At 66.1% G+C, this 16,289-nt stretch carries 14 protein-coding genes; 8 read left to right on the forward strand and 6 right to left on the reverse strand.

Going from position 1 to position 16,289, the window contains the following annotated elements:
* Window positions 1-46 precede the first annotated feature (46 nt).
* The 3 genes from F3J19_RS11320 to F3J19_RS11330 are packed head-to-tail and all read right to left on the reverse strand — an operon-like array spanning window position 47 to window position 2,806.
* On the reverse strand, window positions 47-829 hold the full coding sequence (locus F3J19_RS11320; RefSeq protein ID WP_167040895.1) for a metal ABC transporter permease: 783 nt from the start codon (window positions 827-829) through the stop codon (window positions 47-49).
* Entirely contained in the window at window positions 822-1,835 is a 1,014-nt protein-coding gene (locus F3J19_RS11325) for an ABC transporter ATP-binding protein (protein WP_205192751.1), read from the reverse strand. Before F3J19_RS11325 ends, F3J19_RS11320 begins: the two co-directional genes overlap by 8 nt.
* Window positions 1,832-2,806, reverse strand: coding sequence for a metal ABC transporter solute-binding protein (locus tag F3J19_RS11330; protein WP_167040898.1), 975 nt, complete (start codon window positions 2,804-2,806; stop codon window positions 1,832-1,834). The genes F3J19_RS11325 and F3J19_RS11330 overlap by 4 nt, the downstream gene beginning before the upstream one ends.
* Window positions 2,807-3,143: 337 nt before the next feature.
* Between F3J19_RS11330 and F3J19_RS11335 the strand changes: the two genes are divergently transcribed.
* From F3J19_RS11335 to ugpC, 6 genes are all read left to right on the forward strand, one after another.
* Entirely contained in the window at window positions 3,144-3,926 is a 783-nt protein-coding gene (locus F3J19_RS11335; RefSeq protein ID WP_167040900.1) for an L-iditol 2-dehydrogenase, read from the forward strand.
* Window positions 3,927-4,087: 161 nt separating this feature from the next.
* Window positions 4,088-5,410 (forward strand): sugar ABC transporter substrate-binding protein, encoded by a 1,323-nt coding sequence (locus F3J19_RS11340; protein WP_167040903.1) that lies wholly within the window; start codon window positions 4,088-4,090, stop codon window positions 5,408-5,410.
* Window positions 5,411-5,663: 253 nt separating this feature from the next.
* Complete coding sequence (locus tag F3J19_RS11345) at window positions 5,664-6,599, forward strand: sugar ABC transporter permease (protein ID WP_167040906.1); 936 nt, start codon at window positions 5,664-5,666, stop codon at window positions 6,597-6,599.
* Window positions 6,596-7,483 (forward strand): carbohydrate ABC transporter permease, encoded by an 888-nt coding sequence (locus F3J19_RS11350; RefSeq protein ID WP_167040909.1) that lies wholly within the window; start codon window positions 6,596-6,598, stop codon window positions 7,481-7,483. Before F3J19_RS11345 ends, F3J19_RS11350 begins: the two co-directional genes overlap by 4 nt.
* 53 nt (window positions 7,484-7,536) lie before the next feature.
* Window positions 7,537-8,220: an HAD family phosphatase gene (locus F3J19_RS11355; RefSeq protein ID WP_240158889.1), complete on the forward strand. Its 684-nt coding sequence runs from the start codon at window positions 7,537-7,539 to the stop codon at window positions 8,218-8,220.
* 80 nt (window positions 8,221-8,300) lie between these two features.
* Complete coding sequence (gene ugpC / locus F3J19_RS11360; protein ID WP_167040915.1) at window positions 8,301-9,407, forward strand: sn-glycerol-3-phosphate ABC transporter ATP-binding protein UgpC; 1,107 nt, start codon at window positions 8,301-8,303, stop codon at window positions 9,405-9,407.
* Between the two features lie 236 nt (window positions 9,408-9,643).
* Here ugpC and F3J19_RS11365 read toward each other — a convergent pair whose 3' ends face one another.
* The 3 genes from F3J19_RS11365 to dalD all read right to left on the reverse strand — a co-directional run bounded on the left by F3J19_RS11365 (window position 9,644) and on the right by dalD (window position 13,744).
* Complete coding sequence (locus F3J19_RS11365) at window positions 9,644-10,600, reverse strand: sugar-binding transcriptional regulator (protein ID WP_167040918.1); 957 nt, start codon at window positions 10,598-10,600, stop codon at window positions 9,644-9,646.
* 76 nt (window positions 10,601-10,676) lie between these two features.
* Window positions 10,677-12,170, reverse strand: a complete 1,494-nt coding sequence (xylB, locus tag F3J19_RS11370; RefSeq protein ID WP_167040921.1) for a xylulokinase — start codon at window positions 12,168-12,170, stop codon at window positions 10,677-10,679.
* A 161-nt stretch (window positions 12,171-12,331) separates the two neighbouring features.
* A complete protein-coding gene (gene dalD / locus F3J19_RS11375) occupies window positions 12,332-13,744 on the reverse strand; it encodes a D-arabinitol 4-dehydrogenase (RefSeq protein ID WP_167040924.1) in 1,413 nt (470 codons plus the stop codon).
* 402 nt (window positions 13,745-14,146) lie between these two features.
* On the opposite strand from dalD, the gene F3J19_RS11380 reads away from it, so the two are divergent.
* Window positions 14,147-15,124, forward strand: a complete 978-nt coding sequence (locus F3J19_RS11380; protein WP_167040927.1) for an AraC family transcriptional regulator — start codon at window positions 14,147-14,149, stop codon at window positions 15,122-15,124.
* A 188-nt stretch (window positions 15,125-15,312) separates the two neighbouring features.
* Window positions 15,313-16,233, forward strand: a complete 921-nt coding sequence (locus tag F3J19_RS11385; RefSeq protein ID WP_205192780.1) for a substrate-binding domain-containing protein — start codon at window positions 15,313-15,315, stop codon at window positions 16,231-16,233.
* Window positions 16,234-16,289: the final 56 nt, after the last annotated feature.

Here is a 16,289-nt window from a genome sequence, read left to right on the forward strand (position 1 = left end):
AAATGCACGTGCCGCCGTTTTCTTATGTGACCGGAGTAAGCGCCGCTCAATGCCGCTTCAGCAAACTCCCGCCATACACGAGCGCCGATAGCACCGTGATCCAGAAGCTCGTCGGCCAGTCGGTATAGAACGCGAGCGTCAAGCCGAGCCATGCCTGCGCGAGCGCGAACACGGCAGCAAGCACGAGCCCGGTGGAGAGCCGCGTGCTCAGATTCTGCGCGGCGGCGGCCGGGCCGACCATCAGCGTGAACACGAGCAGCACGCCGACGATCTGCGTGCAGGCCGCCACGGCCAGCGCGGCGATCGCGAGAAACAGCACCGACACGCGGCGCAGCGACACACCCTTCGCTTCGGCCAGTTCCGGTTGCAGCGAGGCGAACAGCAGCGGCCGCATGATGGCCGCGAGCGCCGCGAGGCTCACCACGCCGAGCGCCGCGAGCACGCCGAGCGTCGACGCATTCACGCCGAGCACGTTGCCGAACAGCAGCGCCGTGACCTGGGTCGCGTAGGCGGTGAAGAAGTGCAGAAACAGCAAGCCGAAACCGAGCGACAGCGAAAGAATCACGCCGATCGCGACGTCGCGCCCCGCCAGCCGCTCGCCGAGCGCGCCCATGCCGACACCGGCCGCGAGCGTGAAGCCGATCATCCCCCAGATCGGCGAGATGCCGATCAGCACCGCGCCGGTCGCGCCGGTGAAGCCGACGTGCGAGAGCGCGTGGCCGGCGAAGGTCTGTCCGCGCATCACGAGGAAATAGCCGACCACGCCGGCCAGCACCGCGACGATCCCCGACGCCGCGAATGCGTTCACCATGAAATCGTATTCAAACATCGTGCTTGTGTCCGTCGCGTGAGTCGTGCGGGTTCGAATGGCCGTGCGAGGGTTTGTGCGCATGACCGTGGCCGTGGTCGTGCGAGTGAGAATGAGCGTGCGAATGTCCGCCGTCCTCGTCGTGTTCATGCTCGTGATCGTGCTTCTCGACTTCGACGCCGCCCGACATCACGAAGATGCGGCCATTAACGCGCATCACGTCAATCGGCGAGCCATAGAGGCGCGACAGTACCGGCCGCGTAATGACCTCGTCGACGGTGCCGAGCGCCGCGACGCCGCTGCCGAGATACAGCACGCGATCGATCGAGTTCAGGAGCGGATTCAGTTCGTGCGCGGAGAACAGCACCGCGATGCCGAGCTCCTGCTGCACGCGCCGCACGAGTTCGACGACGCTCTTCTGATGATGCGGATCGAGGCTGATCAACGGTTCGTCGAGCAGCAGCAGCTTCGGGTTGCCGAGCAGGCACTGCGCGAGCAGCAGCCGCTGCCGCTCGCCGCCCGACAGCTCCGACAGCGGCCGTTTGGCGAGGCCGGTTGCGCCGACCAGTTCGAGCACGCGATCGACGTCCGCGCGCGTTTTCGCATCCGCATGCGGCAGGCCCCAGCGATGACCGTCGGCGGCCATCGCGACGAAATCGCGCCCGCGCACGCGGCGGCCCGCGAGGGCGCTGCGCGTCTGCGGCATATAGCCGATCGAGGCATTGCCGCGCTCGACCACCTGCCCGAGCACGCGAATCGTGCCGACCGCGGCCGGCACGAGGCCGAGCACCGCGCGCATCAGCGTCGTCTTGCCCGCGCCGTTCGGCCCGAGCACGCCGATGAACTCGCCCTGGTTTACGACGAAGCTGGTGTCGCGCAGGATCGTGCGTTCGCCGAGTTCGAGCGTCACGCGCTCGAGTTCGAGCACGGGCGTGTCGCGCCGGACGGCGCCGGCGGCGGTGGTGGGTGTTCCGGGCGACGGGCCCGTTGACGTACCCGCTGGCGCATGGCGGCCAGTCGAAGTCATGGAGTGGTTCCTTTGGCGCTTGCGCCTTGTGCCGCGTTCGTGTCGCCCGCGGCGAGCGCCTTGCCGAGCGCGTCGAGCTGCGTGAGCATCCACGTCTGATAGGTCTTGCCGGCCGGCAGCGTTTCGGTGACGCTCAGCGTCGGGACCTTCGATTGTTGCGCGAGCTTCAGCATGCGTTGGGTCAGCGCCTCGGTGGCCTGGCTGTTGTAGATCAGTACGCGCACGCGCTGGTCGCGCAGGTCGCGTTCGAATGCGGCGATATCGGCCGCGCTTGCTTCGGTGTCGTTCATCGTGGCGAGCTGGAAGCGCTGGTTGCGCATACCGAGGCCGATCGCGTCCGACATGTAGCCGAACACCGGCTCGGTCGCCGTGACCGGCAGGCCCGCATAGCGGCCGTGCAGTTCGGCGACCTTCGCGTCGATCGGCTTCAGCGAATCGAGAAACTTCGCGAGGTTCGCATCGTACGCCGACTTGTGCGCCGGGTCAGCCGCGCCGAGCGCGTCGTGGATCGCGCGCGCGACTTTCGGCATCGTCGCCGGGTCGTACCACAGGTGCGGATTGTCGCCGCCTTTCCTGCCAGTGAGGTCGGCCGCGACGATCACGGTGCGCTGCGCGCCTTTCGAAGCGGCCAGCAATTTTGCCATCCACGGATCGTAATCGGCGCCGTTGTAGACGACAAGGCTCGCATGCTGCAACGCGCGCGCGGTGGCCGGGCTCGCTTCGAACAGATGCGGGTCCTGGTCCGGATTGCTGAGGATGCTCGTCACGTCGACGCGCTCGCCGCCGAGTTGCCGCACCACGTCGCCGTAGAAATTTTCCGCCGCGACCACCGGGATTTTCGCGCCGGCCCGAGCTTCGGCGGCGAACGCGCCGTGGCCGACGGCGACGGCGGCGAGCCCGGACGCCAGCAGATACTTCGACAGCTTCAGCGCGCGCTGCGCCCCGGTCAACATCGAGCCGATTCGTTTCATCGTGGTGTCCTGTTGCGTGAGAGTTGAATGAGCCACCTGGCGTGGCGGTGACGAAGACGCGGGAAGACGCGGCGACGCCTTCGGGCGGCAACCGCTTGCGGATCGCCGCGCAAGAGTGCGATGAGGCCGAAATGATATAACGTATCGCGATTTTTGTCGTCAGGCCGTGTGGGCGGCCGCGCCGCCGCTCCTGCCGCGCTGCACCATCGAAATCTGGCGAGGCGCCTTGACATGACCCGGTCCGTATCCGATCATTCGATCACCAGTGGAGCAATTGCTCGATCAATGAGCGTTCGCTCACTGCGCAGCGGAATGCAAAACGAACCGGAGACAGGCCGTGGCGGCACGATTGCAGGACAAAGTGGCGATTCTGACGGGCGCGGCAAGCGGCATCGGCGAGGCCGTGGCCCGGCGCTATCTCGACGAGGGCGCGCGCTGCGTGCTCGTCGACCTGAAGCCCGCCGACAGTTTCGGCGCCGCGCTGCGCGCCGCGCACGGCGAGCGCGTCTTCTGCGTAAGCGCCGACGTTACGCGCCGCGACGACATCGCCCGCATCGTGGCGGCCGCGCTCGAACGCTTCGGCCAGATCGACATTCTCTTCAACAACGCGGCGCTGTTCGACATGCGCCCGCTGCTCGACGAATCCTGGGACGTGTTCGACCGGCTCTTTTCGGTCAACGTGAAGGGCATGTTCTTCCTGATGCAGGCGGTGGCGAGCCGGATGGTCGAGCAGGGCCACGGCGGCAAGATCATCAATATGTCCTCGCAGGCCGGCCGGCGCGGCGAGGCGCTCGTCTCGCATTACTGCGCGACCAAGGCGGCGGTGCTGAGCTATACGCAGTCGGCGGCGCTCGCGCTCGCGCCGCATCAGATCAATGTGAACGGCATCGCACCCGGCGTTGTCGATACGCCGATGTGGAGCGAGGTCGACGCGCTGTTCGCGCGCTACGAAAACCGGCCGCTCGGCGAGAAGAAGCGCCTCGTCGGCGAGGCGGTGCCGCTCGGCCGCATGGGCCTGCCCGACGACCTGACCGGCGCCGCGCTGTTTCTCGCCTCGGCCGATGCGGACTACATCACCGCGCAAACGCTGAACGTCGACGGCGGCAACTGGATGAGTTGAGGAACGGACCGGGAGCGGGCACCTTGCCCGCTCGCGGCGGCGCGTCACTTGGCGAAGCGAATGCGCGAAATGAACGCGCAAAGCGAACGTGCAAAGCGAACGCGCGAAACCAAAGCAGCACGACATAACGTACCCAGAACGTACCCAAAAAGGAGACAGCAATGAAACCCGCTCTCAAAACCGCGCTGAAGGCGCTGAGTGCCGGCGCGGCGACCTGCTTCGCGCTGAGCGCGTCGGCGGCGACCATCACGATCGCCACGCTGAACAATCCGGACATGATCGAGCTGAAGAAGCTCTCGCCCGCATTCGAAAAGGCGAATCCGGACATCAAGCTGAACTGGGTGATCCTCGAGGAAAACGTGCTGCGCCAGCGCGCGACGACCGACATCACGACCGGCAGCGGCCAGTTCGACGTGATGACGATCGGCGCATACGAAACGCCGCAGTGGGGCAAGCGCGGCTGGCTCGCGCCGCTCACGAACCTGCCCGCGAGCTATGACCTCGACGACGTCGTGAAGACGGCGCGCGACGGTCTCTCCGCCAACGGCCAGCTGTATGCGCTGCCGTTCTACGTCGAAAGCTCGATGACCTATTACCGCAAGGACCTGTTCGACAAGGCCGGCCTGAAGATGCCCGATCAGCCGACCTACGACCAGATCGCGCAATTCGCCGACAAGCTCACCGACAAATCGAAGGAACAGTACGGCATCTGCCTGCGCGGCAAGGCGGGCTGGGGCGAGAACATGGCGTATGCGACCACGCTCGTGAACACGTTCGGTGGCCGCTGGTTCGACGAGAAGTGGAACGCGCAACTGACCTCGCCGGAATGGAAGAAGGCGATGACGTTCTACGTCGATCTGCTGAGGAAGGACGGCCCGCCGGGAGCGAGTTCGAACGGCTTCAACGAGAACCTCACGCTGATGTCCTCGGGCAAGTGCGCGATGTGGATCGACGCGACCGTCGCGGCCGGCATGCTCTACAACAAGCAGCAGTCGCAGATCGCCGACAAGGTCGGCTTCGCCGCGGCGCCGGTCGAGGTCACGCCGAAGGGTTCGCACTGGCTGTGGGCCTGGGCGCTGGCGATTCCGAAGTCGTCGAAGCAGGCCGACGCGGCGAAGAAGTTCATTACGTGGGCGACCTCGAAGGACTACATCGGGCTGGTCGCGAAGGATGAAGGCTGGGCCTCGGTGCCGCCGGGCACGCGCCAGTCCACCTATGCGCGCCCCGAGTACCGGCAGGCCGCGCCGTTCGGCGACTTCGTGCTGAAGGCGATCCAGACGGCCGACCCCGATCATCCGACGCTCAAACCCGTGCCGTACACCGGCGTGCAGTTCGTCGGGATTCCCGAGTTCCAGTCGTTCGGCACGGTGGTCGGCCAGAGCGTGTCGGGCGCGATTGCCGGTCAGATGACGGTCGATCAGGCGCTCGCGGCCGGCAATGCCGCCGCCGATCGCGCGGTGAAGCAGGCCGGATACCAGAAGTAACGCGCGAAGCAACGCATCGACTCGCGCGGGCGTGGCCGCGGGCAACCGGTCCGGCGGCCCACTCCCACGTCGATCGCTGCGTCACACGCCGGCCGATCCACGTCGGCCGGCTCCCGCAGTACAGCGGGCCGTTCGCCTGCGCCGCGTTTCGTGCGGCTTACGAGGCTCACGTGGCACGCCATCGCACATGATGCCGATGACGTCCGCGCGGTTCAGGCGAACGCCCCGCGCATTACCGAACAGGTGATCCATCATGCGTCCTTTGCGCCTGCCCCTCATGCAAGCTCCTCCTCAGTCCGAAAAAGAACGCGAAGCCCGCAAGGCGAATTCGGCCCGCTGGCTCGTGATGCCGTCGGTCGGCGTACTCGTGCTGTGGATGGCGATTCCGCTCGCGATGACGATCTGGTTCTCGTTCTCGCGCTACAACCTGCTGAATCCGGACCTGCGCGGTTTCGCCGGCCTCGACAATTACCGCTATCTCGCGACCGATCCGTCGTTCATCCCGTCGATCGTGCACACGATCGAGCTGATCGTCTCGGTGCTCGTCATCACGGTGGGCGGCGGCGTGCTGATGGCGGTGCTGTTCGACCGCAAGTTCTACGGCCAGGGCGTCGCGCGGCTGCTCGCGATCGCGCCGTTCTTCGTGATGCCGACCGTCTCCGCGCTGATCTGGAAGAACATGATCCTGCACCCGGTGTACGGCCTCGTCGCGCAAGCGATGCGCTCGCTCGGCATGCAGCCGGTCGACTGGTTCGCCGACTATCCGCTGACCGCGGTCATCATGATCGTCGCGTGGCAGTGGCTGCCGTTCGCGTTCCTGATCCTGTTCACGGCGATCCAGTCGCTCGACCAGGAGCAGAAGGAAGCCGCGAAGATCGACGGCGCGGGTCCGTTCTCGATGTTCTTCTACATCACGCTGCCGCATCTGAGACGCGCAATCGCGGTCGTGGTGATGATGGAGACGATCTTCCTGCTGTCGATCTTCGCCGAAATCTATACGACCACGGGCGGCGGTCCGGGCAATGCGACCACCAACCTGTCGTACCTGATCTTCTCGCTGGGCCTGCAGCAGTTCGACGTCGGTCTCGCCTCGGCGGGCGGCATTCTCGCGGTCGTGCTGGCCAATATCGTGTCGTTCTTCCTCGTGCGGATGCTCGCGAAGAACCTCAAAGGGGAGTACGAAAAATGAGCCACGCTGCTTCTACGTCCGCCTCTACGTCTGCCTCGACGACGCAGCCGGTCGCGGTGCCGACCAAATCGCCGTTCGAGACGGTGACCCGCGCCATTCCCGGCGTGATCGCCTGGCTCGTCGCGCTGCTGCTGTTCTTCCCGATCTTCTGGATGACGATCACCGCGTTCAAGACCGAGCAGCAGGCCTATTCGTCGTCGCTGTTTTTCACGCCGACGCTCGACAGCTTCCGCGAGGTGTTCGCGCGCAGCAACTACTTCTCGTTCGCGTGGAACTCGGTGCTGATCTCGGTCGGCGTCACGCTGCTGTGCCTGATTCTCGCGGTGCCGGCCGCTTATGCGATGGCCTTCTTCCCGACGCGCCGCACGCAGAAAGTGCTGCTGTGGATGCTCTCGACCAAGATGATGCCGTCGGTCGGCGTGCTGGTGCCGATCTATCTGCTGTGGAAAAACAGCGGCCTGCTCGATACGGTGTCGGGTCTCGTGATCGTCTACACGCTGATCAATCTGCCGATCGCGGTGTGGATGTCGTTCACGTACTTCGCCGAGATTCCGCGCGACATTCTCGAAGCCGGACGCATCGACGGCGCGGCGACGTGGCAGGAGATCGTCTATCTGCTGATGCCGATGTCGCTGCCGGGGCTCGCCTCGACCGCGCTGCTGCTCGTGATCCTGTCGTGGAACGAGGCGTTCTGGAGCATCAATCTGTCGAGTTCGAACGCGGCGCCGCTGACCGTGTTCATCGCCTCGTATTCGAGCCCCGAGGGCCTGTTCTGGGCCAAGCTCTCCGCTGCATCGCTGCTCGCGGTCGCGCCGATCCTGATCGTCGGCTGGCTGTCGCAGAAGCAGCTGGTGCGCGGTCTCACGTTCGGGGCGGTCAAATGACGGCAGGTGCGCAACAAGACGCGGGCGCGTCTGTGGACACGGCGGCGGCCGGCATGCGTCAATTCGCGTTGATCTGCGATTGCGACGGCGTGCTGATCGACAGCGAAGCCGTGGCCGCGCGCATGCTCGTGCGCGAACTCGAAGCGCGCTGGCCCGGCGCCGATGTCGAAGCGGTCGTGCTGCCGCTGCTCGGCCTGCGCATCGAGCGCGTGCTGCGGGACGCGGCGGCGCGGCTCGGCAGGACGCTCGACGCCGCCGACATCGACGCGATCCGCCGCCCGGTCGAAGCGGCGGCCGTGCAGGCGCCGGCTGTCGACGGCATCGAGGCGGCGCTCGCCCAGGTGCCGCTCGTCAAAGGCTGCGCGAGCAACAGCTACCGGCCCTATGTCGAGACGGTGCTGGCGCGCACGGGTCTCGCGCGCTTCTTCGGCGACCGCCTGTTCTGCGCCGATTCGGTGCCGAATCCGAAACCCGCACCCGACGTCTATCTCGCGGCGGCGCGCGGCGTCGGTCTCGCGCCGGGTGCGTGCCTCGTCGTCGAGGACAGCGTGACCGGCGCGACGGCGGCGACGGCGGCGGGCATGACGGTGCTCGGCTTCGTCGGCGGCGGTCATGCGAGCGATGCGCAGATCGATCGCCTGCATGCGGCCGGCGCGCGTCACGTCTTCGACGACATGCGGCAATTGCCCGAGCTCGTCGCGCAATGGACCTTGAGCGCGACGGCGGCGGCGCCCTGAGCAACGACAGGACTTCCTGATTTAACGACTGGCAGCGGTACGCGTTACGCAGTACGGACAGCATTACACGGAGACACATCATGGCAAGCCTAACTTTGCGCAACATCAGAAAGGCCTACGACGACAACGAAGTGATGCGCGACATCAACCTCGACATCGCGGATGGCGAGTTCGTCGTGTTCGTCGGGCCGAGCGGTTGCGGCAAATCGACCCTGATGCGGATGATCGCGGGCCTCGAAGACATCACGAGCGGCGACCTGAATATCGACAACGTGCGCATGAACGAGGTGCCGCCGGCCAAGCGCGGCATCGCGATGGTGTTCCAGTCGTACGCGCTGTATCCGCACATGACGCTCTACGACAACATGGCCTTCGGCCTCAAGCTCGCGGGCGCGAAGAAGCCCGAGATCGACGCGGCCGTGCGCAATGCCGCGAAGATCCTGCATATCGACCATCTGCTCGATCGCAAGCCGAAGCAGTTGTCGGGCGGCCAGCGCCAGCGCGTCGCGATCGGCCGCGCGATCACGCGCAAGCCCAAGGTGTTCCTGTTCGACGAACCGCTGTCGAATCTCGACGCGGCGCTGCGCGTGAAGATGCGCCTCGAATTCGCGCGTCTGCACGACGAGCTGAAGACGACGATGATCTACGTGACGCACGACCAGGTCGAGGCGATGACGCTGGCCGACAAGATCGTCGTGCTGTCGGCGGGCAATCTCGAACAGGTCGGCACGCCGACGATGCTCTATCACGCGCCCGCGAACCGCTTCGTCGCGGGCTTTATCGGCTCGCCGAAAATGAACTTCATGGAAGGCGTCGTGCAGTCGGTGTCGAGCGACGGCGTGACCGTGCGCTACGAAACCGGCGAGACGCAGCGCGTCGCGGTCGATCCGGGCACGGCGAAGCAGGGCGACAAGGTGACGGTCGGCATCCGGCCCGAGCATCTGCATGTCGGCACCGAAGACGGCATCGACGCGCGCACGATGACGGTCGAATCGCTCGGCGACGCGGCGTATCTGTACGCGGAGTCGAACGTCGCGCCCGATGGCCTGATCGCGCGGATTCCGCCGCTCGAACGGCATGCGAAGGGCAACGTGCTGAAGCTCGGCGCGACGCCCGAGCATTGCCACCTGTTCGACAGCGAAGGCAAGGCGTTCCAGCGCAAGATCGTCGAGGTGCTGGCGGCGTGAGCGCGTGATTGCGCGATTGGGTGAAGGCAGGGGCGGGCGGCATGCGCGCCGCCTGCCTCGATCAGGCCGCGTGGTTCGAGCGTGACGGGCGGTGAACCTGCCCGGGCGTGGCCGCGCTCAGCCATCTGACGAAGCGTGCTCGCGAGGCGTGGGTGCCGAATGAGCGCCGAACGAGTACCGAATAAGCGTCGATCAAGCCGGCGCGCGAGGCAACGGCCTCGCGCGCCGGCGTTTCCTCAAGCCTTCGACGCTTCCAGCGCGGCCCTCGCGCACAACTCGTCGGTGACGAGTCCCGACAACCAGCCCCCCTTGAGCACCGCGATCAACGCCTCGCGCTTGCGCTCGCCGCCCGCGAAGCCGATGGTCGGGCGGCGCGGCGGCGCGTCGAGCACGACGCTCGTCACGCGCCGGCCGGTCGGCGATTCGACGTGCGCGCCGGCTGCATCGATCGGCAAGCCGAGCATTTCGGCGATCGCGTGGTTCTGCATCAACTCCTTCACTTCCGCCGACGTGATGAAGCCGTCCTCGTGCAACGGGCAGTTGAGGCCGATATTGCCGATGCCGACGAACGCGACGTCGGCTTGCGCGGACAGTGATTCGACGACCCGATACAGCCGGTGATTGCACCACTGCGCGCGCTCGGCCTCGCTGTCGGCGAGCAGCGGCGCGGGCAGCAGGAAATGCTTGCCGCCGGTCTTCTCGGAAATGCGCAGCGCGACGTCGTAGCGGTTCGAGGAGCCGTCCTGGGCGATCGCCCCGACCATCGACACGAGCCGGTGCTGCGGACGGTCCAGCTGCGCGATCTGATCGACCGCGGCCTTCAGCGTGCGGCCGCTGCCGACCGCGACGACCATCGGCTTTTCCGCGTTCAGATAGCGCTCCATGACCTGCGCACCGGCCACGGCGAGCTTGCGGTCGACTTCCTCGGAGGTGTCGCCGTCGATCGGTACGACCTCGCAGAGATCGAGCCCGTAGCGCTTCGACAACTGATCGGCGAGCGACAGGCAATCGGCCAGTTGATGATCGACGCGCACGCGGATCAGGTTCTTTTCGACCGCGAACGCGACGAGCCGCTGCGCGACCGGCCGCGAGACCTGCAGCTTCTCGGCAATTTCGTTCTGCGTATTGCCGGCGACGTAGTAAAGCCAGGCGGCGCGTGTGGCGAGATCGAGTTTTTCGGTGGACTTGGGCACGATGGGTTTCGCTGGAAGTGTGCCGATGAAAGCGGCCGGCTCCGCTGCTGCGCGGATGCCGGCCGGCTGGAGCGCTTCAGGCGAGCGGCGCGCGCGCGGGATCGAACAGCGGCCGCACGTGGCGGTAGAGCGCGCGATACGCGTCGAGCCGCGTGCGCAATTGCGCGTGACGCTGCGGATTCGGCGTGAACTGCTTTTCGACGGGCGGCTTGGTCAGCACCGTGGCCGGGTCGCCGCCGGCGGCGAGCCAGCCGAGACGGGCCGCGCCGAGCGCCGCGCCGGTCTCGCCGCCGCCGTGCTTGACCGTGGCGGTGTCGAGCGCGTCGGCGAGCAGCTGGGCCCAGTAGTCGCTGCGCGCGCCGCCGCCGAGCAGCGACAGCACCTTCGCTTCGGTGCCGGCCGCGCGCAGCGCGTCGAGGCCGTCGGTCAGCGCGAGCGTCACGCCTTCGAGCACCGCATAGCCGAGCAGCGCGCGGTCGGTCGCGTGGTTCATGCCGAAGAACACGCCTTGCGCGTAGGGGTCGTTATGCGGCGTGCGCTCGCCCGACAGATACGGCAGGAACAGCGGCGCGGTGGCGAGCGCCTCGGCGGGCAGCGCCTCGATTTCGGCGAGCAGCGTCGGTTCGTCGGTCGAGGTGAGCTTGCAGACCCAGCGCAGACAGCTCGCCGCCGACAGCACCACGCTCATCTGATGCCAGCGGTCCGGAATCGCGTGGCAGAACGCATGCACGGCGGACGCCGGATTCGGCCGGAAGCTGTCGCCGACCACGCACAGCACGCCCGAGGTGCCGAGCGAGACGAAGCCGTCGCCCGGTTGCGTCGCGCCGATGCCGATCGCGCTCGTCGCGTTGTCGCCGCCGCCGGCCGCGACGATCACGCCCTCGTTGGGGTCGTCGCTCAGGCCGAATTCGCGTGCCACTTCGGGCCGCAGCGTGCCCGACGGCGCGCTGCCTTCGGCGAGGCCCGGCATCTGCGCGCGCGTCATGTTGCAGGCCGCGAGCAGCGAGTCGGACCAGTCGCGCTTCGCGACATCGAGCCACAAGGTGCCGGCCGCATCCGACGGATCGGACACCTTGCCACCCGTCAGTTGCAGACGCAGGTAATCCTTCGGCAGCAGCACGCAGGCGGTTTTAGCGAAGATTTCGGGCTCGTGGCGCGCGACCCACAGCAGCTTCGGCGCGGTGAAACCGGGCATCGCGAGATTGCCCGCGACGCTGTGCAACTCGGGCGCGCGCTCGGTCAGTTCCGCGCATTCCTTGTCGCTGCGCATGTCGTTCCAGAGAATCGCGGGACGCAGCACGTTGTCCTGCGCATCGAGCAGCACCGCGCCGTGCATCTGGCCCGACAGGCCGATGCCGCGAATCTGCGCGAATTCGTCGGGATGGCGCGCGCGCAATGCCCCGAGCGCCGCGCGCGTGCCGGCCCACCAGTCCGCGGGATTCTGCTCGGCCCAGCGCTGATGCGGACGCGAAACCGTAAACGGGGAGCCTGCGGTGCCGATCACGCGTCCATCGGACGCAAGCAGCAGAACTTTCACTTCGGACGTGCCGAGATCGATGCCGAGGTACATGGGCGCGAAACCTGAGTCGTTGGGGATGCGCTACTTTAGCCGCACATCGCGCGCGCTGTCATGGGCATTAAGCCTGGCAGCGCGTGCGTCGGGGTCGGCGCGGAAGCGTGCGCGCGGCCTCGTGCGGGCCGCGCTGCGCTCATGCAGCGTTCAGGCCACCTTCATGCCGCGCCGCGTTTCGCGAGCCATGCGTCGACGCGCACGAGCGCGCCCGCGAGCGCCGCTTCGAGTTCGGGCGTCTGCGCCATGCGGCCCCACAGCAGCCGGTCGGCGGCGAATGCGCGTAGCGGATCGGCGGCCGTGAAGAAGCCGTGCGCGACGCTCTCGTCCATCACGCCGTCCTGATACGCGTAGGGCAGCTTGCCCGTGTGCCAGCGTTCGAGAAAGCGGAAGAACAGCGCGGGCAGCACCGCGGTCGCGGCCGGCGTGACGCCGCGCGCGAAGCACCCGGCGAGCGTCGGCGCGATGAAGCCGGGCAGCTTCGAGAAACCGTCGGCGGCGACGCGCTGGTTGGTGTCGAGAATGTGCGGATTGCTGAAGCGTTCGAGCACGACGTCGCGATAACGCGCGAGATCGAGCGGACTCGGCGTGAGACACGGAATCACGTCCTCGGTCACGTAGTCGTAGGCGAACTGGTGAATGTCGGCGTCGAGCGTGCCTTCGTGGATGTAGTTCAGGCCGACCAGCGTGCCCGCCCACGCAATGCAGCTATGCGGCGCGTTGAGAATGCGGATCTTCGCTTCCTCGTACGGCAGCACCGAATCGACGAGTTCCGCGCCGACCTTCTCCCAGGCGGGCCGCCCCGCGATGAAGCGGTCCTCGATCACCCACTGGATAAACGCCTCGCCCATCACGGGGCTTGCGTCGTCGACGCCGGTCGCGGCCAGCACGCGTTCGCGCACGTCGGGTGTCGGGCGCGGCGTGATGCGATCGACCATCGAGCACGGGCACGAGGTGTGGCCGTCGAACCATTGCGCGAGTTCGGTCGCGCCGCGCCGTGCGAGAAACTCGCTCATGCCTGCATGAAAGCGCTCGCCGTTGCTGCGCAGGTTGTCGCAGGTTTGCAGCGTGACGGGGCCCGCGCCGCGCTTCATGCGCGCGTCGAGAATCGCCGCGAGCGCGCCGTAGATCGTCGTGTGGCCGCCCGCGAGGTCGGCGGCGAGATCGGGGTTCGCGATGTCGAGCCGGTCGTGTTCGTCGAGGTAATAGCCGCCTTCGGTCACCGTGAACGCGATGATCTTGCAGGCCGGATCGGCACCGGCTTCGATGAGCCCGCCGAGGCTTTCGCTCCACGGCAGCACGCGCTCGATCGAGCGGATCGTCTCGTAGGCGCGCTCGCCGTGCGGCGTGACGGTTTCGAGCGTATAGACGCCGTTCTGCGCGGCGAGCGCGTCGAGCACCGCGTTCATGTCGCCGCGAATATTGCCGACCGCGAGCGACCAGCGCGGCTCGTCCGGCAACCTGGCTTCGTTGAGCCGATGCAGATACCACGCCTGATGCGCGCGATGAAACGATCCCGCGCCGATGTGCAGGATCACGTGTGCGGCCGCGCCGCTGCCTTGCCCGCTGTTCATGTATGTCTCCGGTTCCATGCAAGATGGATGCTCGACGCCTTGTCCGCGGCGCTCGGTGCGCGCGTTTCGTGCATAGGGAGCATTTGCTCTGTGTGTGAGCGAATGATCGTACCGGGCGAAACGAAAGTCAAGGCGAGGGCGACGGGTTTTCGTGGCGCAGCGCGGCATGGTATGCCGTGCGTTCGTTCATGACCGCATCGCCGGCTGGAAAAAACCGCTGCGCCATCGCTATTGCATTGCATCAAATTTGACTTTTTGGGCCTCGGGGCTAACCCGAATGCAAAAAAGTATCGGTCTGCGGTTTCTTTTCAAGTGGTCGCCCGTGCGTTTGGCGGGTACTTTTCGCTATACAAGATCAAGATCGGCGGTGCCTCGAATGGGCCGCTCTCATGGAGGCAGACAGTGCAACCTGATCTAGAGGTCGTGGCCGTCCGTCGCGACGAATCGTTCAAGGCGTGGTCGCATGGCTATCCGTATCGCACGGTGCGCTGGCACTTTCACCCCGAATACGAGATTCATCTGATCGTCGAGACGACCGGCAAGATGTTCGTCGGCGATCACATCAGCAGCTTCGCGCCGGGTAATCTCGTGCTGATGGGCCCGAACCTGCCGCACAACTGGGTCAGCGACGTGCCCGAGGGCGAGAGCGTCGCGCAGCGCAATCTGGTCGTGCAGTTCGGCCAGGAATTCGTGTCGAACTGTCTCGAAAGCTTTCCGGAGTGGCGCCAGGTCGAGGCGTTGCTTGCCGAGGCGCGCCGCGGCCTGTCGTACGGCCCGCAGACCTCGGCGCAGATCAAGCCGCTCTTTCTCGAACTGCTCGCCGCGCGCGGCCTGCGCCGGCTCGTGCTGTTCATGTCGATGCTCGAGATCCTGATGAACGCGCAGGACCGCGAGACGCTCGCGAGCCCCGCCTATCAGGCCGATCCGACCAGCTTCGCGGCGACCCGCATCAACCACGTGCTCGCGTATATCGGCAAGAACCTCGCGAACGAGTTACGCGAATCGGAACTCGCGCAGCTCGCGGGCCAGAGCGTCAGCGCGTTTTCGCGCTATTTCCGCCGCCATACCGGGCTGCCGTTCGTGCAGTACGTGAACCGCATGCGCATCAATCTCGCGTGCCAGTTATTGACCGACGACGAACTGAGCGTGACCGACATCTGCTTCAAGGCGGGCTTCAATAATCTGTCGAATTTCAACCGGCAGTTTCTCGCGGTGAAGGGCATGGCGCCGTCGACGTTTCGCCGCTATCAGCAACTGAACGACGCGAGCCGCGATGCCTCCGAGGAAGCGGCCGCGTGCGGCCGGGGTATCGACAACGCGCCGGCGATCGTGCTCGCGCCGGGCCTGCCGAAAAACGGCACCGCGTATCCGCTCACCTAGTTGGTTCATTTAGTCCGCTTATGTAGCCTACTTATGTAGTCCGCTGTTTTAGTCCACCTGTTTTTCAACACGCGTCGCGCTGTGCGAACCCACAGCGCGCAGGACGTGCTCACTTCAAAAAAATGGAGACAACCATGAAGCAAGCTGCTTTTCAGTCGAAATCCCAGTCGAAATCGTTGCCGTCGTCGATGACTTTTGCACGCCGCGTCGCGGCGCTCGCAGCCGGCCTCTCGCTCGTTGCGATGTCGGCCGCGCAGACCGCGCAGGCTGCGCCGCTCAAGATCGGCATGACGTTCCAGGAACTGAATAACCCGTACTTCGTGACGATGCAGAAGGCACTGAACGATGCGGCGGCGTCGATCGGCGCGACCGTGGTCGTGACCGACGCGCATCACGACGTGAGCAAGCAGGTCAGCGACGTCGAAGACATGCTGCAGAAGAAGATCGACATCCTGCTCGTCAATCCGACCGACTCGACCGGCATCCAGTCGGCCGTGACCTCGGCGAAGAAAGCGGGCGTCGTGGTTGTCGCGGTCGATGCCAATGCGAACGGTCCGGTCGATTCGTTCGTCGGCTCGAAGAACTACGACGCGGGCCTGATGGCGTGCGATTACCTCGCGAAGTCGATCGGCGGCAGCGGCGAAGTGGCGATTCTCGACGGCATTCCCGTCGTGCCGATTCTCGAACGCGTGCGCGGCTGCAAGGCGGCACTCGCGAAGTCGCCCGGCGTGAAGCTCGTCGATACGCAGAACGGCAAGCAGGAGCGCGCGACCGCGTTGACCGTGACCGAGAACATGATTCAGGCGCATCCGAATCTGAAGGGCGTGTTCAGCGTCAACGACGGCGGCGCGATGGGCTCGCTCTCGGCGATCGAATCGTCGGGCAAGGACATCAAGCTGACCAGCGTCGATGGCGCGCCCGAAGCGATTGCCGCGATCCAGAAGCCGAATTCGAAATTCGTCGCGACGTCCGCGCAATTCCCGGCCGATCAGGTGCGCATCGCGCTCGGCATCGCGCTCGCGAGAAAGTGGGGCGCCAATGTGCCGAAGACGATTCCGGTCGACGTGAAGCTGATCGACAAGAGCAACGCGAAGGGTTTCAGCTGGTAATGCAGGCCGCAGCCGCCGCGCGCGAGCATCATGCGCGGCGGCGCGCGGCAGAGGAA

The organism is Burkholderia sp. Ax-1724 (genome assembly GCF_011752995.1).
In the GTDB taxonomy this organism is placed as follows: Bacteria; Pseudomonadota; Gammaproteobacteria; order Burkholderiales; family Burkholderiaceae; genus Paraburkholderia.